Below are 19,730 nucleotides of genomic sequence, written 5' to 3'. Positions count from 1 at the left end.
AGCGATTGAGCATCCAAATGACACACCGAGCCGGTCCCGAATCGAATCCCTCCGGGTCGACCTCCGCCTTCCCCGAGGTGTCCGAACCTGTGCTCAGACGAGTCCAGGACACCATCATCACCTGGTTCGAGGACACCGCCCGGGACCTGCCGTGGAGGCACCCGAACACGAGCGCCTGGGCAATCCTCGTCAGTGAGATCATGTCCCAACAGACCCCTGTCGCCCGAGTCGAACCGCGGTGGCGTGCGTGGATGGACAAGTGGCCGACACCGGCCGACCTCGCCGCCGCCCCGACCGCCGAAGTCCTCCATGCATGGGACCGCTTGGGCTATCCGCGCAGAGCGCTGCGACTGCAGGAAGCCGCCGAAGTCATCGCTGCGGACCTGGACAACCGGGTTCCCGAAACGACCGAAGAGCTCGAACGACTGCCGGGCATCGGGTCCTATACCGCCGCCGCGGTCTCCTCCTTCGCTTTCGGCAGAAAGACGACCGTGCTCGACACGAACGTGCGTCGGGTCCTCATCCGCCTCTTCGCGGGCCGGGAACGCCCCACCAGCTCACCTGGCCGGAAGGAGACTGCCTGGGCGGCCGCCCTGGTGCCCGAGGAAAAGCACGTTGAGTGGAACGCCGGAGTCATGGAGTTCGGAGCCCTCGTCTGCACGGCACGCAATCCCGACTGCCCCGCTTGCCCGCTCCAGGACATCTGCACATGGAACCAGTTGGGCAGACCCGCCTCGGCGACGAAACCGAAGACTCAGAAGTGGGCAGGCACCGATCGACAGCTGCGCGGTGCGATCATGGATGTCCTCAAGGCAGCGCACGTCGCCGGGGACGACCGACGCGGTGTCCGGCTCGACGTCTTCACCGCCTCGGTGACCGACTTCGACCCGGTGTTTCTCGACTCACTGGCCGAATCGACGGCCACGGCGGTGGCGCGAGTGCGTGAACTCAGTGCGGACCAGGACAGGATCAATCGGCTCATCTCCGACCTCGTCGACGACGGTCTGGCACAACAGGTCGATGGCCGATTGGCATTGCCGAACAGCTGAATCAGGTCCCGAACGTGGCAGACGTCGCCACTGGACGGTGCGTGTGCGGCAGTCGCCTACACCGGCCGGTGAGAGCGTGGCCAAGACCGACGCCCGCCGGTGACGGGCAGGATCAGGGTCTGCCTCAGAGGTATTTGATCATCCGTGAGTTGCCCAGGGTATTCGGTTTGACCCTGGCCAGGTCGAGAAACTCTGCGACGCCCTCATCGGTGGAGTGAAGCAGCTCGACGTAGACCTCGGGTGAGACGGGGATGCCCTTGATCGGTTCGAAGCCGAGCGAACCGAAGAATCCGGTCTCGAAGGTCAGGCAGAACACCCGGTCGACTCCGATCTCACGAGCATCGGCGAGCAGCTGCTTGATGATCGCCTTGCCCACTCCCCTGCCCCGATAGTCCGGTGACGTGGCGACCGTGCGCGCCTCGGCGAGATCCGCCCAGATGATGTGCAGGGCGCCGCAGCCGGCGAGGATCTCGGAACCATCGGGCTGCGGGTCGACGACCAGCCAGAACTCCTGCAGCGACTCGAAGTAGGTCACCGTGTCCTTGGCGAGCAGGATCCGCTCACCGGCCAGTGGGGCGACCAGGGCTTCGATGCCTTTGACGTCGCCGGTCCTCGCTCGTCGCAGGTACAGACCTCCTGGGAGTTCGTGCTTTGAATGATGGTCCTCGGAGATCAGTCCGTGATCGAAGTCGCCTGCGTGTGAGCTCATACCGACATTCAACACCATCACCGGAGGCGAACACGAAAGAGTCCGGGGAGCCGGCTGCTGCCGACTCCCCGGACTCTTAGGCGTCATCCGAGAAGGTGATGAACGGTCAGACCGAGGTCTCCGAGGATCCGCTCGAACCGGACGAACCCAAACCTGCGAGTTCGCTGTCATCATCCTCAGCGGGCTTCAGGCTCTCGGTCTCGATGCCTTCGAAGGTGAACTCAGCGTCCTTTCCTTCGCCCTTGACGTCGACCTTGATGGTCTGGCCGCGTCCGATCTCCTTGAACAGGATCTTCTCCGACAGAGTGTCCTCGATCTCGAGCTGGATGGTCCGACGCAGAGGACGGGCACCCAGAACGGGATCGTAGCCGCGCTCGGCGAGCAGATCCTTCGCCTTGGCCGTGACGTCGACCTTCATGCCCTGATCTGCCAGACGGACGTCGAGACGCTCGAGGAAGAGATCGACGATCCTGATGATCTCGACCATGCTCAGCTGCGGGAACACGATCGTGTCATCGACACGGTTGAGGAACTCGGGACGGAAGTGCTGCTTGAGCTCTTCGTTGACCCGCTGCTTCATCCGGTCGTAGTTGGTCTTCGTGTCACCCTCGACCTGGAATCCGAGCTGGAGTCCGCTCGAAACATCACGCGTACCGAGGTTGGTCGTCATGATGATGATGGTGTTCTTGAAGTCCACCTCACGACCCTGCGAGTCGGTCAGGCGACCATCCTCGAGGATCTGCAGCAGCGAGTTGAAGATGTCCGAGTGGGCCTTCTCCACCTCGTCGAAGAGGACGACCGAGAACGGCTTCCGGCGGACCTTCTCCGTGAGCTGACCGCCCTCTTCGTATCCGACATATCCCGGAGGCGAACCGAACAGTCGCGAAACTGTGTGCTTCTCCGAGTATTCGGACATGTCGAGGCTGATGAGCGAGTCCTCATCGCCGAAGAGGAACTCCGAGAGAGCCTTGGCCAGCTCGGTCTTGCCGACGCCGGTGGGGCCCGCGAAGATGAACGAGCCGGAGGGGCGCTTCGGATCCTTCAGCCCGGCGCGGGTACGACGGATCGCCCGCGAGATCGCCTTGACCGCATCGTCCTGACCGATGACGCGCTTGTGCAGCTCGTCTTCCATCCGCAGCAGACGCGAGGACTCTTCCTCGGTGAGCTTGAAGATCGGAATGCCGGTGGCAGAGGCGAGCACTTCGGCGATGAGATCGGCGTCGACGACCTTCGAGGTGTCGGTGCCGGACTTGCGCCACGCCTCGGTCTGCTCTTCCTTCTCCTTCTGCAGCTTCATCTCGGAATCGCGCTCCGAAGCTGCCAGTTCGAAGTCCTGAGCATCGATGGCGGCTTCCTTGCGGTGGCGGGCCTCGAGGATCTTCTCCTCCAGGTCACGCACCTCCTGGGGAACCGACAGACGCGAGATGCGCAGCTTGGCACCGGCTTCGTCGATGAGGTCGATCGCCTTATCCGGCAGGTACCGGTCGTTGATGTAGCGATCGGACATGTTGACAGCGGCTGCCAGGGCTCCGTCGGTGACGGTGACCTTGTGGTGCGCTTCGTACTTGTCCCGCAGACCCTTGAGGATCTCGATCGAATGCGCCAGCGACGGTTCGGGAACCTGGATCGGCTGGAACCGGCGCTCGAGAGCGGCATCCTTCTCGATGTGCTTGCGGTACTCGTCCAGCGTGGTCGCACCGATGGTCTGCAGCTCTCCGCGAGCCAGCATGGGCTTGAGGATCGAAGCGGCATCGATCGCACCTTCGGCGGCTCCGGCACCCACCAGGGTGTGGATCTCGTCGATGAAGAGGATGATGTCGCCGCGGGTGCGGATCTCCTTGAGGACCTTCTTCAGACGCTCTTCGAAGTCACCGCGGTAGCGGGAGCCTGCGACCAGCGAACCGAGGTCGAGGGTGTAGAGCTGCTTGTCGGCGAGGATCTCGGGGACATCGCCGTTGACGATGGCCTGTGCGAGTCCTTCGACGACAGCCGTCTTGCCGACACCGGGTTCACCGATGAGGACCGGGTTGTTCTTCGTGCGACGCGAGAGGATCTGCATCACGCGCTGCATCTGCTCGTGCCGGCCGATGACCGGGTCGAGCTTGGCCTCGCGGGCCGCAGCGGTGAGGTTGGTGCCGAACTGGTCGAGCACGAGCGATCCCGAGGGAGTTCCCTCTTCGCGGCCGCCGGCGGACACGGGCTCCTTGCCCTGGTAGCCCGACAGCAGCTTGATGACTTCCTGGCGGACGCGTCCGAGGTCCGCGCCGAGCTTGACGAGCACCTGCGCGGCAACGCCCTCGCCCTCACGGATGAGGCCGAGCAGAATGTGCTCGGTGCCGATGTAGCTGTGACCCAGCTGCAGTGCTTCACGGAGGCTGAGCTCGAGGACCTTCTTCGCCCGTGGGGTGAAGGGAATATGGCCGCTCGGAGCCTGCTGTCCCTGACCGATGATCTCCTGGACCTGGTCGCGCACCTGCTCGAGGGAGATGTCCATACCCTCGAGTGCCTTCGCTGCCAGACCTTCACCCTCATGGATGAGGCCGAGCAGAATGTGCTCGGTGCCGATGTAGTTGTGTTTGAGAAGTTTCGCTTCTTCCTGCGCAAGCACCACGACGCGTCGTGCTCGGTCGGTGAACCGCTCGAACATATTCATCCTCCTCGGTCTTCTGATTCTCCTGAGCCTAACCACCACGACCGCGGTTCTATTGCAGGTTTCGCCATCAGCCGAAACCGTTTGGCTGTGGGCGAAATTCTCTAGACTCGAGACCCACACAGCAACGTCAGAGAGGATGCAGACATGCCCACAGATCCCACGATCATCCGGGACCTGGCCCGGGCCCACGGTCTCGACATCATCACCGATTCCATCGTCATCAACGAGCTCGGTCTCGACTTCCAGGTCGCCATCGCCGAGGCGGTCGACGGTCGATCCTGGGTGCTCCGGATACCTCGGCGTCCGGATGCCTCCGCCCGCGCCGCCGTCGAGGGCCGCTTCCTCAAGGCCATCGCACCGCGCATGAGTGTCGCGGTCCCGAATTGGCAGATCCACTCCACGGACCTCATCGCCTATCCGCTGCTGCCGGGCACTCCCGGGCTGACGATCGATGACAGTGGTCAGCCGCAGTGGCATTTCGATGTCGAATCCCCCGAGTATGCCGCATCGCTCGGATCGGTCCTCGCCGAACTTCACACCGTCGACCCGGCTGCCGTTCGGGACACAGGCATTCCGGAGTTCTCCCCCACGGAGATCCGGCAGCGCAAGCGCGAAGACATCGAGAACGTCGCCGCTGAGTTCGAAGTAGCGCAGAACCTCCTCCGGCGGTGGACCGCGTGGCTCGACGATGACAGCTATTGGCCGTCATTCTCAACCGTGACTCATGGCGAGGTGTACCCGGCGCATCAGCTCATGGACGGACCGGTCAATCTGAGCATCCTCGACTGGACGACCGCTGCAATCGGCGATCCGGCCAGAGATTTCATGTTCCATCACGCCAGTGTCTCGGCCTCGGCGTTCGAGAACACGATCGCGCGATACGTGGAAGCCGGCGGACGGATCTGGCCCAGGTTTGCAGAGCACTGCGGCGAGCTCTACTCGACGTCGCCCGTCGATTTGGGGCTGTTCGCTCTGCAGACCGGAGACCCGGAGCATATGAGTGCGGCACGAACTCAATTGAACCCGGAGAACTGAACCGACTTCAACAGCCGTGCGATGAGCACAGGCATTTCCTCAGCCGCAGTGCAGGCTCCCTTGATTCATGTGCAACTTCATCGAATCATTTGGCTGCGCCATCAATCGATATGATTTTCAACTACTCTCCACCTGGCAATTGTCTGTGATGTTTCATCACTGCTGTGTTGCCGCATCGCCGGAAGAGGGCAATTGACAATACCGAGGCCGAGCACAAAATGCCCGAGGGGCCAGCGAATCAATTCGCTGGCCCCTCGGGCCTAATCGGAAGTTATCGGCTTTCGAATGAGCCTCTTACTTCTCCGCTGCTTCGTATGCTTCGACGATCTCCAGCGGGATCCGTCCACGATCACCGAGCTGGTACCCGTTGTTCTGAGCCCACTCGCGGATCTTCGCCGTGTCCCGCTTGGGGCCCGACGAACCCGCACGGCGGCCACGGCCACCGGTGTTGGCTACACGACGTGCTTTGGCGATGAATGGGGCGAACGTCTCACGGAGCTTGTCGGCATTCTCGGTTGAGAGCTCGAGTTCGTACGTTGCCTGGTCGAGGCTGAAACGAACGGTTTCCGCCGCTTCGCTTCCGTCGAAATCATCCGTGAGAACGAGGCGCATTTCCCTTGCCATGTTCACTCTTTTCGTAATCAGAGGATTTTGTCGCTGTCATCTTAACATCCGTTCGGGGATTATCGTCGACTTCGCTAACTTCAATCTCTGAATAGTATTTATCTACCTGTTCGCGTTCATTGCGATCTGCGCGGACGATATTCCGGAACACATACCAGAACAGCAATCCCACACAGATCGACGGGAGCAGAGCTTTGAGGATATCCAACATAATCAGATCAGCCTTCCTGAGCCGAGTCCTCCTGCGAAGAAGCCAAAGGCTTGGTGAATGGGAACAGAATGGTTTCACGAATTCCCAAACCGGTCAGCGCCATGAGCAGACGGTCGAGTCCCATGCCCATTCCGCCGGTCGGCGGCATTCCGTGCTCCATCGCCATGAGGAAGTCCTCATCGAGGCCCATCGCCTCATCGTCACCGCGAGCGGCGTCCGCTGCCTGAGCCTCGAAACGCTGACGCTGGATGATCGGGTCGACGAGCTCCGAATAGCCGGTTGCCAGCTCGAAGCCGCGCACATACAGATCCCACTTCTCCACGACGCCCTTCTTCGTCCGGTGCTCACGCACCAGAGGTGAGGTGTCGACCGGGAAGTCGGTGACGAAGGTCGGAGCCCAGAGCTTGTCCTGGTAGAAGTGCTCCCACAGCTCTTCGACGTACTTTCCGTGTGAGCGGAAGACTCCGCCCATGTCGACGCCGTTGTCGGCGGCGATCTTATCGAGGACGTCCAGTCCGGTCTCCGGGGTCACCTCGACGCCGGACAGCTCGGACAGGGAGTCGTACATGCTCACGACCGGCCAGTCTCCGCCGAAGTCGTAGTCCGTGCCGTCGTCGAGAGTGACGACGAGCGATCCGGTGGCTTCCTGGGCGGCGTTCTGGATGAGGGTCTTCGTGAGATCGGCGATCGAATGGTAATCGCCGAAGGACTGATAGGCCTCGAGCATCGCGAATTCCGGGGAGTGAGTGGAGTCAGCACCCTCGTTGCGGAAGTTGCGGTTGATCTCGAAGACGTTCTCGATTCCGCCGACGACCGCCCGCTTGAGGAACAGCTCCGGGGCGATGCGCAGGTACATGTCGATGTCGTAGGCGTTCATATGCGTCTTGAACGGGCGTGCCGAGGCACCGCCGTGCATGGTCTGCAGCATCGGCGTCTCGATCTCGACGAAGTCCTGGTCCGCGAAGGTCTTCCGGAGCGACGACATCACCTTGGCACGGGTGAGCATCGTCTCCCGAGCCTGCTCGCGGGTGATGAGGTCGAGGTAGCGCTGGCGGACGCGGGTGTCCTCGGCGAGTTCGGTGTGCAGTCCGGGCAGCGGGCGGAGGGCCTTCGACGCCATGGTCCAGGAGTCCGCGAGGACGGAGAGCTCACCGCGCTTGGACTTGATGACCTTTCCGTGCAGGAACAGGAAGTCGCCGAGGTCGACGTCGGTCTTGAAGTCATCAAGGCGCTCCTGGCCGACTTCGCGCAGCGAGAGCATGCCCTGCAGGCGGGTGCCGTCACCGGACTGCAGTGTGACGAAGCAGAGTTTGCCGGTGGTGCGGACGAAGACGACTCGGCCGATGACGCCGACGACAGCCTCGGTCTCCTCCCCCGCATCGAGTCCATCGTGGGTGGCGTGGACCTCGGCGAGGCTGTGGGTGCGGGGCACCGTCACCGGGTAGGCATCGGTTCCGTCGTCGAGGAGACGCTGGCGCTTGTCCTTTCGAATCCGGATCTGTTCCGGATCGAGGTGTTCGGGTGAAAGGTCTGCGTTCTCAGGTGTCTTCGAGTCGGTATTCGCCATGCTTCAAGGCTACCGTGGACGGGCCGTACGGGGGAATTCGACTGTCAGTCCAGAGCGCTCAGGATCTGCTGTGCCTGGGCTTCTGTGATCCGTCCCATCGCCAGTGCTTTCGCGGCCGTCGATCGGGCGAGTGCGATGTAGCTGTTGCGCACGGCAGGATTCGATCGGCTGAGGCTGAACTCGCTCAGTGCCGCCAGGTGCGCTTCGATTGTTCCGACGTCACCGCGGCTGATCGGACCGGTCAGTGCCTTCGGTCCGTTCTGCATGGTGTTGGCGACGCTGGCGTCGACGAGGGTGCGGAGGACGGCCGACGGATCGGCGACCCCTGCTTCGGTGAGCAGCTCCATGGCCTCGGCGAGGATCGTGATCGAATGGTTCGACGCGTGGGTGATGGCCGCGTGGTAGAGGGGACGGTCCGCCTCGGCGATGTCGATCGGTTCGGCACCGAGTTCGACGACGAGCGCCTCGCCTACCGGACGGATCGGCGCGGGCGCGGTGACCGCGATCGTCGCCTGCCGCAGACGGCTGAGATCGACCTCGGTGCCGGTGAATGTCAGGGATGGGTGCAGAGCGATGGGCAGAGCGCCGAGGCGGGTCCCGGCCTCGAGGACCTCCGTTCCGTATCGGCCGGAGCAGTGTACGAGGATCTGCCCGGCATGGATGCGGCCGAGGCTGGCCAGGCCCGTGACCAAGGGAGCGATCTCGTCATCGGGAACGGCGATGAGCACGAGTTCGGCGCGTTCGGCGATCGCATCGGGGTCGAGGACCGGCACTCCGGGCAACATGTCCTCCGCGCGTTCGAGGCTGGCCGTCGAGGTGGCGCTGACTCCGACGATCGCGTGACCGGCCTGCCGCCAGGACGCTCCGATGCTGGCTCCGACTCGGCCGCAGCCGATGATTCCGATGCCCAGCCGTGGTGCCTCGTCCTGGTTCATCCGTTGTCTTCCTCGTGGGTCTCGATGGGGGCGGTGTGCGCCGACTTCGCGGCGGCGTCGAAGCGTTGGCGGGCGATCCGAGTACGTTCGGCATGTTCGGTGAAGAAGCGTTTGGCGTCTTCGGCGTCCTGATGCTTCACGAGCGGGGTGATGGGTCCGGCGGTCGAGTGCACGGCCACGCTGCCCAGTTTCAGCGCCCTCATCAGCGGCCCTTGGTAGTAGCGCAGGGACTGGACCCTGACGTGGGGCACGAAGTCGACCCGGCGATCGAGAACTCCCAGGCGCAGCACGAGCAGAGATTCGGTGAGGGCATAGGCCCGTCGTCTCCAGACGAGGGGGTCGAGGATCCGCGAGGAGCGCGGCTGCGCGTGGAACAGCGCCTCCGCTGACGCAGCGTCCGGGTGGGTGGACTTCCTGTCATACATGGCCGACCGGACGAGACCGTCGGCCGAGATGCCTTCGGGCAGCTGCGGATCGGGCAGAGCGAGACCCACCATGAGCAGTGCCTGGTCGATATCGCCGACCGGCAGGAGCAGGTTTTCGTCGCTCTTTCCGCCGTCGCTGGCGATGTTGTATTCGGCCCTCCACCAGCCGGCCCAGCGCCACAGCAGCGGCTGGTGGAGGCAGACGGCCTGGAGCCGGTCGAGCGGGATGACTTTGCGGGAGGTGGAGAAGAGTCCGTGGCTGACGGCCAATCCGTCTTCGCTGATGCGGACGACGAAGTTGGCATTGTCGAGGTTCTTCTTGAACCCGGCGAACGCGGCGAAGATGCCGGGCAATCCACCGATGAGGATCGGGAGGAAGGCTTCCTCGATTCCGACGAGGAGGAACACGACGGCAATGGCGACGAGGACGATGATGACGCCGACGGAGATCAGCGTTCCGGTGTTGAGCAGGGAGGACACGATGACCCGATGGGCGGGCACTCGGATGATCTCTCCCTCCTCGCCGACATCGGCCGAGAGGTTGTACGGAGCCAGCAGGTCGTTGAGGCTCCGTTCCGCTTCGTGGGAGACATCGTCGGCCAGGACGCCCAGGCGCTTGCTCAGTCGCACTCCGATGCTGTCGGCGCTGCGTTCGGGCACTGAGCGGTCGATGCCCGGCTGTTCTCCGTCCGCACCTGGGTCCGGGCTGCCGTGGCCACCGGCGCCGAAGCGTGCAGTGTCGCCCGCAGATGCATTGGCTCCTGTCGCAGTACCTGTGCCTGAATGGGGCTCGGCACTACCGTGGCCGGCTTCCGCTCCAGACTCTGCAGTAGCAGACGTCGCGGATGCATTCTTCTTCGCTTTCACCGCGGCGAGAAGTTCATCGCGCAGCTCTTCGGCACGTTTCTTCGACAGGTATTTCAGGGAGATGTTCGAGTCAGTGCCGCCGGCGACATCGAAGACGAGTTCGGCCATGCCGAGCATGCGCGGCAGCAGCTTCTGCTGCAGGTCGATCGACTGGACGCGGTCCAGACGGGCCTTGCGCAGCTTCTTCGACAGCAGCCCCCGACGGTAGTAGATCGCCTCGGCGTCGACCCGGTACCCCATGACTCGCCACGCCAGCCAGCTGAAGAAGGCGGTGAGGACCAGGATCAGAATGATTCCGCCGACGACGGCGAGGATCACCAGCGGGTGGGCGCCCAGCCATTCGGCGAAGGTGAGGTTGACGGACCGGCCGGAGGCGAGGTCTTCGACGGCGCTCTGGAAGAAGTTCTGCAGACCGTAGGCCGCGGCGATGAAGATACCGACGAGGACAGCGAGGCTCTCGAGGATCGGCGTCAGCGGATGGACGCGGTGCCAGACCTCCGGTGCGGCCGCCTCGGTGCCGGGGTTCGGGATTCCGGGTGAAGATGCGTCGCTCATGGTCACAGCCCGGCGAGATTGGCCTGGCCGAGGCCGGCGAGGCTGTCGCGCAGGCGATCGGCTTCGGCGCGGGGCAGTCCGGGGATCGTCGCGTCGGTGGCTGCCGACGCGGTGTGGAGTTTGACGGTGGCCAGACCGAACATGCGGTCGATGGGGCCGGCGTCGACGTCGACGAACTGGAGTCGGCCGTAGGGCACGACGGTGGCGCGGTGGAACATGATGCCGCGACGGACGAGCAGGTCGTCCTCCCGTTCGGCATAGCCGATGGCACGAGCCTGACGGAGGATGATGATCGTCGAGATGATGCCGTAGACGAGGACGGCGATCCAGGTCAGGTGCAGCCAGGGCACCTCGGAGTTGAAGATGATCGCGAAGACCAGCCCGGCGATGAGCAGCGGGACGAGCAGCGTCAGTGACGCCAGAACCTCTTTCAGCCCGTACTTCGGACTCACCCTGTTGAAGGGCACATCGGCTCCGATGGAGAAGGAGAGGTCGCGGTTCATGCTGTTTCAGCTCCCGGCGGGTCTTGGGGTGGGATCTCGCAGAATCCCTCGACGATCATACCGACGACCATGAGCACTGCGGCAGAGATCATTGCGACAAGCATACCTGCGGCCAGATCATTGCGGATCCCGGCCGCCGACAGGAAGTAGTACCCTGCGTTGCCGAGATACCAGCCGGAGAGTCCGGCCCCGGTCAGGGCGCTGGCCTTGGCCATGATCGCCACTCTCGCCGCTTGGATCGGGTCGATCTCCTTCGTCCGGTCCCCGTCATTCCATTTCTTGATGGGCCAGCCGAGCAGGAACAGGATGGCTGAGAGGACGAGCATGCCGACGACGGCGAACCACGGCAGTCCCGGCAGTGAGAACCCCTGGCTTTCGAGCACCACGTCGACCACGATCGCGAGAACCGTGCCGATCACGGCCCAGACGGCGAGGGTGGACGAGGAGGTTCTCTGCATGGTTCCCAGTCTCTCAGATCGCGGGCGGTTATCCAGAGGTGATCCGGGCGATGTCCTGGTCGTCGAGTTCGGCCAGGACCGCGCTGATGGGGCGGCGCCCCTGTGGGGTGTCGATGAGTGTGTCTCCGACGAGTTCCGCCCATGGCGCGAGGACGAAGGCGCGTTCGTGAGCGTGCGGGTGCGGCAGCGTCAGTCGCGGGGTCCGGCTGTGCTGTTCCCCGTCCTCGTCTCCGAAGCGGATGAGGTCGATGTCGAGGGTGCGGGGTCCCCACCTGAGTTCGCGCGTCCGCCCGCAGGCGACTTCGATGCCCTGTGCCACGGAGAGCAGTTCGAGAGCCGACAATGTGGTCGTCACGAGCACTCCGAGGTTGAGGAAGTCGGCTTGGTCGACTCCGCCCCACGGTGCGGTGCGGAAGAGTGAGGACCGGCGGGTGACGGTGATGTCCGGATGCCGGTCGAGGGCGGCAACCGCTTGGTCGAGGGTGTCCGCGGCATCGCCGAGGTTCGCCCCGAGATTGAGATACGCTTCGGCTCCGTCCTCGTCCTCGCCGCCTGAACCGGGCGTGGCGTCCGCGGCCGTTGCAGGCTCCCCCACCGAGGAGGCGGCAGAGTCGGCGCGTCTGCGTTCGACTCGGATGCGCACATCGTCGAAGGTCCGTTGGATCGGTGCCGAGGGTTTGTGGACGACGACCTCGACGTGCTCGCACAGGCTCAGGCAGTGGTCGGCGATGCGTTCGGCCAGCGTTTCGATGAGGTCGAAGGTGTTGTTCTCGACGATTCCGGCGACGTCTTCGGCGAGTTCGCCGTAGTGGATAGTCTCGGCGAGGTCGTCGGTGGCCGCGGCGCGTGCGACGGAGGTGTGGAGGGTGACGTCGATGACGAAGTCCTGGCCGTCTCGTTTCTCGAAGTCGAAGACGCCGTGGTTTCCGCGCACCGTCAGTCCGCGCAGTTCGATGCGGTCGGGAGTCGCCTCTGCGCCGGTCATCGCCCGGCTCCCTCAATCCCGGAGTCCGCTGCCGGGTGTGCCGCTGCTGCGGAGTGTTCCCTGACCGCGGCGATGACCTTGCAGGCGACCGCCGAGGTGGCCGGATCGTGGACGCGGACCGCCCAGGCACCGGCCTGTGCGGAGATCGCGGAGATCGTGGCCGTGGCCTGATCCTTCGCCGCCTGTTCGGCCTGTTTCGGGTCGTCGGGGCTGAGCAGGGAGGCGATGAAGCGCTTCCGGCTGGCGGCGACGAGGAGTCGGTGGTCGAGGGCGGCGAATTCGTCGAGCGCGGAGAGCAGCTGCCAGTTGTGTTCGGCGTTCTTCGAGAACCCGAGGCCGGGGTCGACGATGATATTCGCAGGTTCGACGCCGACGTCGATGGCTTCGTCGATGCGGGTGCGCAGCTCGGAGATCACCTCGGCGACGACATCGTCGTAGTGGAACGTTGCGGAAGCCTGATCGAGGTAGCCGCGCCAGTGCATGAGCACGATGGGAGCTCCGGACTCGGCGGCGACGCTGAGCATGGTGGGGTCCGACTGTCCGGCGGAGACGTCGTTGATGATATGAGCTCCGGCTGCCAGGGATTCTGCAGCGACGCGGGCACGCATCGTGTCGACGCTGATGACAGCTCCGGCTGCGGCGAGCTCACGGACGACCGGGACGACTCGGCGCAGCTCTTCGGCTTCGTCGACGCGGGCCGATCCCGGACGAGTCGATTCGCCACCGACGTCGATGATGTCGGCACCGGCTGCCATGAGTTCGAGTCCGTGGGCGACTGCTCGGTCATGGTCGAACCACAGCCCGCCGTCGGAGAAGGAGTCGGGGGTGACATTGAGGACGCCCATGATCTGCGTCGTCTGAGCGGCTGTTTCGTCCATCGCTGTGTGATCCGTGTTCTGCCTCAGCGACCGAGGATGAGACTCATCGCTTCTGCTCGAGAGGCGCTTTCGCGCAGCTGCCCGCGCACGGCCGAGGTGATGGTCGAGGCTCCGGGCTTGCGCACTCCGCGCATGGTCATGCACAGGTGTTCGGCTTCGACGACGACGATGACGCCCTGCGGTTCGAGATGATCGACGAGCGCGTCGGCGATCTGTGAGGTCAGGCGTTCCTGCACCTGGGGGCGCCGCGCATAGATCTCGACGAGGCGGGCCAGTTTCGACAGTCCCGTGACCTTGCCGTTCTTGCTCGGAATGTAGCCGATGTGGGCGACTCCGTGGAAGGGCACGAGGTGGTGTTCGCAGGTCGAGTAGAGGTCGATATCGCGGACGAGGACGAGTTCCTCGTGGCTGATGTCGAAGGTGACGCCGAGGACTTCGGCCGGGTCGCGGTGGAGTCCCGCGAAGATCTCCTCATAGGCTCGAGCCACCCGGCCGGGAGTCTCGACGAGACCTTCCCGGTCGGGGTCTTCGCCGACGGCGATGAGGATCTCACGCACGGCAGCGGCGATGCGCTCCTGGTCGACCTTGTTGTCCTGCCCTGCGGGGGCGGGGCCGAGACCGGCGGAGACCTCTTCGATATCGGCCATCAGTCGTTGTTCCCTCTGTCTTCGTTCGTGTCATTCGTCGCCGGTCCCCCGGTTCCCGGACCGCTTGTGCCTGGTCCTCCGGTCGGTCCCCCGGTGGGGCCGCCCGTCGGGCCGGTCGGGCCGTTCGGGTTCTCGGGTCCGGGCGGGTTGTGCGGGACGTGGGGTCCGCTGACGCCCGTGGGTCCGGCTCCGGGGATGTCGGTGGTGTCCACCTCGGCGCCGGTCGATCCTTCACCGTCGCTGCGTTCGCTCTGCGGTGCGGGCGGAACGATGGGGCCGCGTTCGGACACGGGGCGATCGTCGTGGGCCAGCCACACTTCGCGGGTGGCGCGTTTGACGACGGGGGCGAAGATCTCCTCGAGGGCGGCCTGGTCCAGCGTTTCGCGTTCGAGCAGCTGGTAGGCGAGGTTGTCGAGCACATCGCGGTTGTGCGTCAGCGCCCAGTAGGCGTCGGCGTGCGCGGAGTCGATGAGACCGCGGACCTCGCGATCGATCGAGGACAGGGTCGAATCCCCGTATTCGTCGCCGCCGCCGTAACCGCGGCCGGCGAAGGGTTCGGACTGGTCGTCGCCGATCTTGACCATGCCCAGTTTCTCGCTCATTCCGTACTGGGTGACCATCTTCCGGGCGATGTTCGTCGCCTTCTCGATGTCATTGCTGGCACCTGTGGTCGGGTCGTGGAAGACGATCTCCTCGGCCACACGCCCGCCCATGGCGTAGGCGAGCTGGTCGAGCAGCTCGTTGCGGGTCGTCGAGTATTTGTCCTCGCTGGGCAGCACCATCGTGTAGCCGAGTGCGCGTCCGCGCGGGAGGATCGTCACCTTCGTCACCGGGTCGGTCTGGTTCATGGCCGCGGCGACCAGTGCGTGCCCGCCCTCGTGGTAGGCGGTGACGAGGCGTTCCTTGTCGTTCATCAGTCGCGTCCGCTTCTGCGGGCCGGCGATGACACGGTCGATGGCCTCATCCAGGATCCGGTTGTCGATGACCTTCGCATTCTCACGTGCGGTGAGCAGGGCCGCCTCGTTGAGGACATTGGCCAGGTCCGCACCGGAGAATCCGGGGGTCCGCTTCGCCACCTGCCCGAGGTCGACCTCGTCGGCCAGCGGCTTGTCGGCGGCGTGGACCTCGAGGATGTGCTTGCGGCCCTTCATATCAGGGGCTTCGACGGGGATCTGCCGGTCGAAGCGACCGGGACGCAGCAGCGCCGGATCGAGGACGTCGGGACGGTTGGTCGCGGCGATGAGGATGACGTTCGTCTTGACGTCGAATCCGTCCATCTCGACGAGCAGCTGGTTGAGAGTCTGTTCGCGCTCGTCGTGTCCGCCGCCCATTCCGGCGCCGCGCTGGCGGCCGACGGCGTCGATCTCGTCGATGAAGATGATGCAGGGGGCGTTCGACTTCGCCTGTTCGAACAGGTCACGAACTCGGGAGGCACCGACGCCGACGTACATCTCGACGAAGTCGGAACCGGAGATCGAGTAGAACGGGACTCCGGCCTCACCGGCGACGGCTTTGGCCAGCAGGGTCTTGCCCGTGCCGGGCTGTCCGTAGAGGAGCACGCCCTTGGGGATCTTCGCTCCCACGGCCTTGAACTTCTCCGGCTCGGCGAGGAACTCCTTGATCTCTTCGAGCTCTTCAAGCGCCTCGTCGACTCCGGCGACGTCCTTGAAGGTGACGTCCGGGTTCTCCTTGTTGACGAGCTTCGCCTTCGACTTGCCGAAGTTCATCATCTTCCCGCCCGACATCTGCGAGATGAGGAACCAGAAGACGACGAAGATGATGACGAACGGGATGAGCGTGCCCAGCAGCGACATCAGCCAGCTCTGCTTGGGCACCTCGTCGGTGAAGCCCTTGTCCGGGCCGGCGGAGTCGACGGCCTTGACGACCTGCTCTCCGCGCTGTTCGACGTAGAAGAACTGGACCTTCTTGCCGAAGTCCTTGCCGTCGACCTTGTAGTCGTCCTTGAGAGTGAGGTCGACGCGCTGGTCCTTGTCGACGATCTTGGCCTGTTCGACCTTGTCGTCCTTGAGTAACTGCAGACCCTGTTCGGTGTCGATCTGGCTGAACCCGGACTGACTGAACAGCAGAGCACCGATCGATACGACGAGCAGCGCCAGGACGATCCAGACCAATGGGCCCTTCGTCGCCTTGTTCAGCAGGGGGCGACGTTTGTTCGACTCGGCCATAAGTCCTCTCAGGAAAAAGATGTGGGCAACCGTTTCAGGCTACCGAGGCTGCCTGGGAACATCCCCCACAGCCTAGTACTTCGCACCCCTATAGCCCGAATGCGTGCCGAATCTATTCCGTCACAGACCCCGGACTCGGCCCGGGTTCGCCGCGGGCGTAAAAAGCGGTGCCAGCGGACTCAGCTGTAGACGTGCTGGGCCAGGGTCGCCACGAACGGCACATTGCGGTACTTCTCCGCATAGTCGAGGCCGTAGCCGATGACGAATTCATTGGGCACGTCGAAGCCGACGTACTTGACGTCGATGTCGACCTTGACGGCTTCGGGTTTGCGCAGCATAGTGCAGATCTCGACGGTGGCAGCTCCGCGGGTGCGCAGGTTCTGGACCAGCCAGGACAGAGTGAGGCCGGAGTCGATGATGTCTTCGACGATGAGGACGTGCCGATCGGTGAGGTCGGTGTCGAGGTCCTTGAGGATCCGCACAACGCCGGAGGACTTGGTGCCCGAACCGTAGGAGGACACGGCCATCCAGTCCATCGTCACAGGAGAGTGCAGGGCGCGGGCGAGGTCGGCCATGACCATGACGGCGCCTTTGAGGACGCCGACGAGGAGGATGTCCTTGTCTTTGTAGTCTGCATCGATGGCGGCGGCCAGTTCAACGAGTCGTGCGGCTATCTGCTCTTCCGAGACGAGTACTTTTTCGATGTCATTGCCGAGATCGTTGATGTCCACGAGTGTCGATTCTCCTCAGATGCGGGTCCTGGAGATTCCATTATGGGTCACTTTGCCTCACCGGTGCCAGTGGGCCCGGATGTCGGTGCCAGTTCGTCGTCGACGGTCCCCGGACCGGCCGACAGCCAACCGGTGATCGCCATGAGTGCGGAGATGATGACCATGAACCACAGCGGCACCTGCCAGCCGCCGCTGACCCCGAGCAGTCCGCCCACGGCCAGGGGGCACAGTGCGGCGAGCACATAGCCCGAGGACTGGACGAACGCCGAAGTCGAGGCGGTGACGGAGACCTCGCGAGTGCGGGAGGTGATGAGCGCCAGCGCGGCGGGGAACGCGAATCCGCCGTATCCGAGCAGAGCCGCCCACAGCCAGGGGAGGCTGACCGGGCTGAGCAGCAGTCCGGTATAGCCGGCGACGGCGCTGGCCCCGAAGGAGACGAGGAAGGCGCGCGGGGCGATGCCCCGGACGATGATCTGCGGGGCGAGGAAACCGCCGGGCAGACCGCCGAAGGTGACGATCGTGAGCATGATCCCGGCGAGGAAGGGGTCGAGTCCGGCGTCGCGGTAGATCTGCGGCAGCCATCCGAACTGGAGATAGGCATTAGCCGATTGGAGGCCGAAGAACATGGCCATATACCGCGCCTTGGGCGAGGTGAAAACCGCTCGCCGAGGCGGCGCCTCCTCCTGCTGCCCACCGGGCTCCGCGGCCTGTCCGGAAAGGACGGGCACGGACTTCAGTGTCCGCAGCACAGTCCAGGTGATGAGCGCGGACAAGGGCAGGACCAGCCAGAAGCCGAGACCGAAGCGCCACCCGCCGAACTGTTCGGCCAGGGGCGCAGTCAGCAGCGAGGGCAGCATCGAACCGAGGCCGAGCGAGACCGTGAATGTCGTCGCGCCCAGGGTGGGCCGGTGCGGGAAGCGGGACTTGACGTAGACCGGCAGGATGACGTTGCCGATCGACATTCCGGCCAGGGCGAGGACCGTGAGCAGAGCGAAGGCCACCCATTCGGTGACGATGGCGCGCAGACCGATGCCTGCCACGATGAGGGCGGAGCTCAAGGCCAGAGCTGAGAACAGACCGAGGCGCTTGAGCAGGGGTACGGCGATGGTGCCGCAGATGGCGAACACGAGTCCCGGCAGAGCCGTGAGCAGACCGGTCTGCCATTCGGCCAGGGAGAATCCGTCGCTGACTTCGGAGAGAACGGGCCCCAGGGAGGAGGCGGCTGGGCGCAGCGAGGCGGCGATGAGGACGAGGCAGGCCAGGGCCAGAACGTCGAGGCCGCGGTTGCGTCGGAATCCCTGCACGGGCGAAGTCGTCATGGCCTCATCCTTTCAGACCGCTGTAGTCGTCGTGCGCGCGGGCCGCGGCCCCATAGAGGCACGCAGACAGGCACAGCTTCCGATGGTATACCGTCTGACGGTCGTAGGCTGAGCACATGATCGTTGTGAAGAATGTGCGCCTGTTCCCTCGCACCCCCGATGCTCCCGCCGTCGATGTCGAGATCACCGAGGGACGGTTCTCTCGCCTCTCCCCCGCCGAGGATGCCGCCCCCGATTCCGCGCCACCGGCGACCGGGACGACATCGACCGGGGCCGAGGTCATCGATGGAGCGGGGCGGATCCTGCTGCCTGGCCTCGGCGATGTCCACGCTCATCTGGATTCGAATCGGATGGGCCAGACGTTCCGTCCGCACACCGCCGACGGCACTCTGCACGGGTACATCATGAACGATCGCGAGAACTGGCGGCAGGGCGAACGCAGCGTCGCCGATCAGGCCGCGTACGCAATTGCGAAGATCATCGCGTCCGGAGGCACGCGCATCCGCTCACACGCACAGGTCGATGCCGACTGCGGTCTCGAGCGCTTCCGCGGGGTCAGGGCCGCGCTCGAGGCTCATGCCGATGTCCTCGACTTCCAGATCGTTGCCTTCCCGCAGGCCGGAATCGTGCACGAGCAGGGCGTCGAAGAGCTGCTCGATGCGGCTCTGAGCGAGGGCGCGGACCTCGTCGGCGGACTCGATCCGCTGCTCTACGACCGGGATCCGGTCTCCCACCTCGATGTCGTCTTCGGCCTGGCTGAGAAGCATGGCAAGGGCATCGACATCCACCTCCACGAGGCGGGCACCGCGGGACTCTTCACGCTCGAGGAGATCGCTGCGCGTACTCGAGCCGCGGGCATGGCCGGGCAGGTCACGGTCTCCCATGCCTTCGCGCTCAACACGAACCCGGAACCCGAGGTCGCTCGGATCCTCGATGTCCTCGCCGAGGCGGGAGTGGCCCTGACGACGGTTGCCCCGGCCAAGGGTGCGCTGCCGCAGAGTCTCATCCGTGAGCGCCGAATGGCTCTGGGACTCGGCGAGGACGGTCAGCGGGACTACTGGAGTCCCTATGGTGACGGCGATCTGCTGCGCCGGACCTGGCAGCTGGCGTTCACGAACGGATTCCGTGCAGACGCAGACATCGAAGGCTGTCTCGACATCGCCTCACGCGGAGGAGCGCAGGTCCTGGCCGGTGCTCGTTCCGACGGTTCGGCTCTGGTCGACGATTCCCGGTTCGGTCTGGCGGTGGGCGCTCCCGCGGACTTCGTGCTCGTCGACGCCAACACGGTCACCTCGGCGATCATGGACTGCCCGAGGGACAGGGATGTGTTCAAGGGCGGTCGACTCATCGCCTCCGGCGGCGAACTGGCGGGCGGGCCGCGGCTGAGCTGAGT

17 protein-coding genes are annotated in these 19,730 nt (G+C 64.5%); 3 read left to right on the top strand and 14 right to left on the bottom strand.

Annotation, left to right across the window (positions count from 1 at the left end; all coding sequences use genetic code 11):
• Positions 1-17 precede the first annotated feature (17 nt).
• Entirely contained in the window at positions 18-1,049 is a 1,032-nt protein-coding gene (locus ACOZ9V_RS05355) for an A/G-specific adenine glycosylase (protein ID WP_181270891.1), read from the top strand.
• Positions 1,050-1,173: 124 nt separating this feature from the next.
• On the opposite strand, the gene ACOZ9V_RS05350 is transcribed toward ACOZ9V_RS05355, so the two are convergent.
• Entirely contained in the window at positions 1,174-1,758 is a 585-nt protein-coding gene (locus ACOZ9V_RS05350; protein WP_139468645.1) for an amino-acid N-acetyltransferase, read from the bottom strand.
• A gap of 106 nt (positions 1,759-1,864) precedes the next feature.
• Entirely contained in the window at positions 1,865-4,405 is a 2,541-nt protein-coding gene (locus tag ACOZ9V_RS05345; protein WP_181270892.1) for an ATP-dependent Clp protease ATP-binding subunit, read from the bottom strand.
• Between the two features lie 150 nt (positions 4,406-4,555).
• Between ACOZ9V_RS05345 and ACOZ9V_RS05340 the strand changes: the two genes are divergently transcribed.
• The gene (locus ACOZ9V_RS05340; protein WP_181270893.1) at positions 4,556-5,446 is read left to right on the top strand and encodes a macrolide 2'-phosphotransferase; all 891 of its coding nucleotides are present in this window, start codon (positions 4,556-4,558) and stop codon (positions 5,444-5,446) included.
• Positions 5,447-5,740: 294 nt separating this feature from the next.
• On the opposite strand, the gene ACOZ9V_RS05335 is transcribed toward ACOZ9V_RS05340, so the two are convergent.
• From ACOZ9V_RS05335 to ACOZ9V_RS05280, 12 genes are all read right to left on the bottom strand, one after another.
• The gene (locus tag ACOZ9V_RS05335) at positions 5,741-6,070 is read right to left on the bottom strand and encodes a histone-like nucleoid-structuring protein Lsr2 (protein ID WP_092015973.1); all 330 of its coding nucleotides are present in this window, start codon (positions 6,068-6,070) and stop codon (positions 5,741-5,743) included.
• Between the two features lie 218 nt (positions 6,071-6,288).
• On the bottom strand, positions 6,289-7,848 hold the full coding sequence (gene lysS, locus ACOZ9V_RS05330) for a lysine--tRNA ligase (protein WP_181270894.1): 1,560 nt from the start codon (positions 7,846-7,848) through the stop codon (positions 6,289-6,291).
• A 44-nt stretch (positions 7,849-7,892) separates the two neighbouring features.
• The gene (locus ACOZ9V_RS05325) at positions 7,893-8,783 is read right to left on the bottom strand and encodes a Rossmann-like and DUF2520 domain-containing protein (protein WP_434594283.1); all 891 of its coding nucleotides are present in this window, start codon (positions 8,781-8,783) and stop codon (positions 7,893-7,895) included.
• Positions 8,780-10,630 (bottom strand): PH domain-containing protein, encoded by a 1,851-nt coding sequence (locus tag ACOZ9V_RS05320; RefSeq protein ID WP_181270896.1) that lies wholly within the window; start codon positions 10,628-10,630, stop codon positions 8,780-8,782. The genes ACOZ9V_RS05325 and ACOZ9V_RS05320 overlap by 4 nt, the downstream gene beginning before the upstream one ends.
• 2 nt (positions 10,631-10,632) lie before the next feature.
• Positions 10,633-11,133: a PH domain-containing protein gene (locus ACOZ9V_RS05315; RefSeq protein WP_139907231.1), complete on the bottom strand. Its 501-nt coding sequence runs from the start codon at positions 11,131-11,133 to the stop codon at positions 10,633-10,635.
• Positions 11,130-11,591, bottom strand: a complete 462-nt coding sequence (locus tag ACOZ9V_RS05310) for a DUF3180 domain-containing protein (RefSeq protein WP_181270897.1) — start codon at positions 11,589-11,591, stop codon at positions 11,130-11,132. Before ACOZ9V_RS05310 ends, ACOZ9V_RS05315 begins: the two co-directional genes overlap by 4 nt.
• Positions 11,592-11,619: 28 nt before the next feature.
• Positions 11,620-12,576 (bottom strand): 2-amino-4-hydroxy-6-hydroxymethyldihydropteridine diphosphokinase, encoded by a 957-nt coding sequence (gene folK / locus ACOZ9V_RS05305; protein WP_181270898.1) that lies wholly within the window; start codon positions 12,574-12,576, stop codon positions 11,620-11,622.
• Positions 12,573-13,454, bottom strand: coding sequence for a dihydropteroate synthase (gene folP / locus ACOZ9V_RS05300; RefSeq protein ID WP_219922242.1), 882 nt, complete (start codon positions 13,452-13,454; stop codon positions 12,573-12,575). The genes folK and folP overlap by 4 nt, the downstream gene beginning before the upstream one ends.
• A gap of 23 nt (positions 13,455-13,477) precedes the next feature.
• Positions 13,478-14,101: a GTP cyclohydrolase I FolE gene (gene folE, locus ACOZ9V_RS05295; RefSeq protein ID WP_172173815.1), complete on the bottom strand. Its 624-nt coding sequence runs from the start codon at positions 14,099-14,101 to the stop codon at positions 13,478-13,480.
• Positions 14,101-16,287: an ATP-dependent zinc metalloprotease FtsH gene (gene ftsH / locus ACOZ9V_RS05290; RefSeq protein WP_139468655.1), complete on the bottom strand. Its 2,187-nt coding sequence runs from the start codon at positions 16,285-16,287 to the stop codon at positions 14,101-14,103. The genes folE and ftsH overlap by 1 nt, the downstream gene beginning before the upstream one ends.
• A gap of 179 nt (positions 16,288-16,466) precedes the next feature.
• Positions 16,467-17,018: a hypoxanthine phosphoribosyltransferase gene (gene hpt / locus ACOZ9V_RS05285; protein ID WP_139468656.1), complete on the bottom strand. Its 552-nt coding sequence runs from the start codon at positions 17,016-17,018 to the stop codon at positions 16,467-16,469.
• A 47-nt stretch (positions 17,019-17,065) separates the two neighbouring features.
• A complete protein-coding gene (locus ACOZ9V_RS05280; RefSeq protein ID WP_181270899.1) occupies positions 17,066-18,337 on the bottom strand; it encodes an MFS transporter in 1,272 nt (423 codons plus the stop codon).
• A gap of 116 nt (positions 18,338-18,453) precedes the next feature.
• Between ACOZ9V_RS05280 and ACOZ9V_RS05275 the strand changes: the two genes are divergently transcribed.
• Positions 18,454-19,728 carry an amidohydrolase family protein gene (locus ACOZ9V_RS05275; RefSeq protein WP_181270900.1) on the top strand — a complete coding sequence of 425 codons (1,275 nt, stop codon included), beginning with the start codon at positions 18,454-18,456 and terminating at the stop codon, positions 19,726-19,728.
• The last annotated feature ends 2 nt before the right edge of the window (positions 19,729-19,730 follow it).

It is taken from the genome of Brevibacterium sp. 1718 (genome assembly GCF_051131255.1).
In the GTDB taxonomy this organism is placed as follows: Bacteria; Actinomycetota; Actinomycetes; order Actinomycetales; family Brevibacteriaceae; genus Brevibacterium; species Brevibacterium sediminis.
This window is presented reverse-complemented; position numbering and strand designations above follow the sequence as displayed.

Bases quoted from the DNA above. Each gene is read 5' to 3' on its own strand.
- ACOZ9V_RS05355 (WP_181270891.1), top strand. From the start codon at position 18: ATGACACACCGAGCCGGTCCCGAATCGAATCCCTCCGGGTCGACCTCC.
- ACOZ9V_RS05350 (WP_139468645.1), bottom strand. From the start codon at position 1,758: ATGAGCTCACACGCAGGCGACTTCGATCACGGACTGATCTCCGAGGAC.
- ACOZ9V_RS05345 (WP_181270892.1), bottom strand. From the start codon at position 4,405: ATGTTCGAGCGGTTCACCGACCGAGCACGACGCGTCGTGGTGCTTGCG.
- ACOZ9V_RS05340 (WP_181270893.1), top strand. From the start codon at position 4,556: ATGCCCACAGATCCCACGATCATCCGGGACCTGGCCCGGGCCCACGGT.
- ACOZ9V_RS05335 (WP_092015973.1), bottom strand. From the start codon at position 6,070: ATGGCAAGGGAAATGCGCCTCGTTCTCACGGATGATTTCGACGGAAGC.
- lysS (WP_181270894.1), bottom strand. From the start codon at position 7,848: ATGGCGAATACCGACTCGAAGACACCTGAGAACGCAGACCTTTCACCC.
- ACOZ9V_RS05325 (WP_434594283.1), bottom strand. From the start codon at position 8,783: ATGAACCAGGACGAGGCACCACGGCTGGGCATCGGAATCATCGGCTGC.
- ACOZ9V_RS05320 (WP_181270896.1), bottom strand. From the start codon at position 10,630: ATGAGCGACGCATCTTCACCCGGAATCCCGAACCCCGGCACCGAGGCG.
- ACOZ9V_RS05315 (WP_139907231.1), bottom strand. From the start codon at position 11,133: ATGAACCGCGACCTCTCCTTCTCCATCGGAGCCGATGTGCCCTTCAAC.
- ACOZ9V_RS05310 (WP_181270897.1), bottom strand. From the start codon at position 11,591: ATGCAGAGAACCTCCTCGTCCACCCTCGCCGTCTGGGCCGTGATCGGC.
- folK (WP_181270898.1), bottom strand. From the start codon at position 12,576: ATGACCGGCGCAGAGGCGACTCCCGACCGCATCGAACTGCGCGGACTG.
- folP (WP_219922242.1), bottom strand. From the start codon at position 13,454: ATGGACGAAACAGCCGCTCAGACGACGCAGATCATGGGCGTCCTCAAT.
- folE (WP_172173815.1), bottom strand. From the start codon at position 14,101: ATGGCCGATATCGAAGAGGTCTCCGCCGGTCTCGGCCCCGCCCCCGCA.
- ftsH (WP_139468655.1), bottom strand. From the start codon at position 16,287: ATGGCCGAGTCGAACAAACGTCGCCCCCTGCTGAACAAGGCGACGAAG.
- ACOZ9V_RS05280 (WP_181270899.1), bottom strand. From the start codon at position 18,337: ATGACGACTTCGCCCGTGCAGGGATTCCGACGCAACCGCGGCCTCGAC.
- ACOZ9V_RS05275 (WP_181270900.1), top strand. From the start codon at position 18,454: ATGATCGTTGTGAAGAATGTGCGCCTGTTCCCTCGCACCCCCGATGCT.